The following is a 1,782-nucleotide window of genomic DNA, read 5'->3' as shown; positions in this document are numbered from 1 at the left end:
CTTGACCTCTCCAAGCCCTTGCTTCGTCGTATCAGCTTCTTCTTTTGCTTGCTCCGCAACACTCTTCGCTTCTTCTGCTGTCGACTTCGCAGTCTCGGCTACTTCCTTGGCTTCTTCTGATAAACTTTTTGCACTCAAAGCGGTTTGGCTTGCATGATCACTCGTGGATTTTGCTTCATTGGCTATTGTTTCTAAGCCTTCTGCTTTAGATTTTGCATCGCTAGCCTCTCTTAGTGCTTGATCTACTTTCTCTGTTACACTCTCTGCTGCACTTTTCGCCGCTTCCGCCAAACCCTTCGCTTCTGAAGCTGTTTGCGAGGCTTGTTCCACTCCTGTTTGCGCCGATTCGGCAACTCTCTTAACAGTTGCAACAGATTCCTTGACTTCAGCACAAGCATTCTTGGATTGTTCTGAAAGAGCCTTTGCCTCTTCTGCAATATCCTTGGCATCATCAGCTGTCCGTTTTGCGCCATCCGCCTTAAGACTTGCTTGTGTTGCTATCGTCTTAACTTCATGACTCGTCGCTACCGCGGTCGCTGCTACTTGGGTTGTCTCTGTTGCTGTTTGAGAAGCATCTTTCGCTGTTTGTTCTGCACGTTCAGCAATAGATTTCGATTCTTCTGCAACCTGTTGCGCACCATTCGCACGCGCCATGGCTTTTTCCGACTCTTGCCTTGCATTCACAACCTGTTCTAACGGCGCAAAGGTTTCATACGAATACAAAGATGCCGTCCCTAAAATCTTCGGAACAACAACGCTATCTTGCGAAGTTCCTTCTCTGATTTCCTCTTTCGTGGCTATTGGTATCAGATACTCATGACTATGATCAGGTATTTTCATCTGCTTTATTCCTCCATTAAACCTAAAATGAACACTCTTTCAAATCTTCAAACTCTTCTCTTAAGGTCTCTAAGCGCTTCTCTAAATCTTTCAGTGAACCATCAAGCTCTGTTTTCAAAGCGGCTTTCAGTAAATCAAAAACGCCAGTAAGCGGCGCATGAACAAAACCTCCCCCAGAATACAAAACGACCCGTACTTGAGACGGGTCGCTAATCTCTGATATCGCAAACGGTTTTAATGACATTTCAACTCCTCATGTCTTGATCCCATAAATTACACTCACATTAACGGGGCGCGTTTCAACACCACCAACCCTCTCTGCCATGAGATGATGTTCATGATGCTCTCTGTCATTCAGACCTTCTGTTATAGNCCCTCTCTGCCATGAGATGATGTTCATGATGCTCTCTGTCATTCAGACCTTCTGTTATAGGCGTTGAATAATATAAAAAATTAGCAAAGGGGCTCCTGATAAACCAAGGTAAACGCGGCGGCTTGTCTTTTTCTGTAAACCTACAACACACTGATTTATAATGATAATTCACTGTTTTGTATGTTGAATGAGAGCNAGGGTCTAAATTGCGTTCATTATCAAGTCCCCGTAAAAATAGCCCCCGAAAATCGGGAACATTAAACGTCGTGGCGCCATCCCCTTCTCCCCACGTCGTCCCTATTACTTCAAACAAGGCTCTATACGTTCTTCGCGAATAAGCACTTCCATCACATGGCAACCAACCATCTGGCAAGCGTTCCATTGCAAACGGTCCTATCAGACCGGAAGGTAAACGTTTTAAGGAAGAAACTTTGCCCCTTGTCGGATTGAGAATTTGCCAACCAGTTATATCTTCATCGTAAATAACGGTATAAAGACAGCCATCTTGTATCTCTCCTCCCGATAAGGCTAATAAACCGGTTTCTGTCGCCTTATAAACGGGCTTACCA

The 1,782-nt window shown here is 44.8% G+C and carries 3 protein-coding genes; all 3 read right to left on the bottom strand.

Going from position 1 to position 1,782, the window contains the following annotated elements:
* Positions 1-840: alanine-zipper protein (locus ACFIMC_RS01780; RefSeq protein ID WP_375680945.1), on the bottom strand; the 840-nt coding region annotated here is incomplete at its 3' end.
* Between the two features lie 22 nt (positions 841-862).
* Complete coding sequence (locus ACFIMC_RS01775) at positions 863-1,084, bottom strand: hypothetical protein (protein WP_375637004.1); 222 nt, start codon at positions 1,082-1,084, stop codon at positions 863-865.
* Positions 1,085-1,190: 106 nt separating this feature from the next.
* A partial coding sequence (locus ACFIMC_RS01770) for a phage tail protein (RefSeq protein ID WP_375685630.1) occupies positions 1,191-1,782 on the bottom strand: 592 nt, incomplete at its 5' end.

Source organism: Bartonella sp. AP21QHHD, from assembly GCF_042196205.1.
Lineage (GTDB): Bacteria > Pseudomonadota > Alphaproteobacteria > Rhizobiales > Rhizobiaceae > Bartonella.
Note: the sequence above shows the minus strand (reverse complement) of the source record. Positions and strands in the feature narration are given on the sequence as shown.

Excerpts from the sequence above, each read along its gene's own strand:
- ACFIMC_RS01775 (WP_375637004.1), bottom strand. The coding sequence starts at position 1,084 with ATGTCATTAAAACCGTTTGCGATATCAGAGATTAGCGACCCGTCTCAA.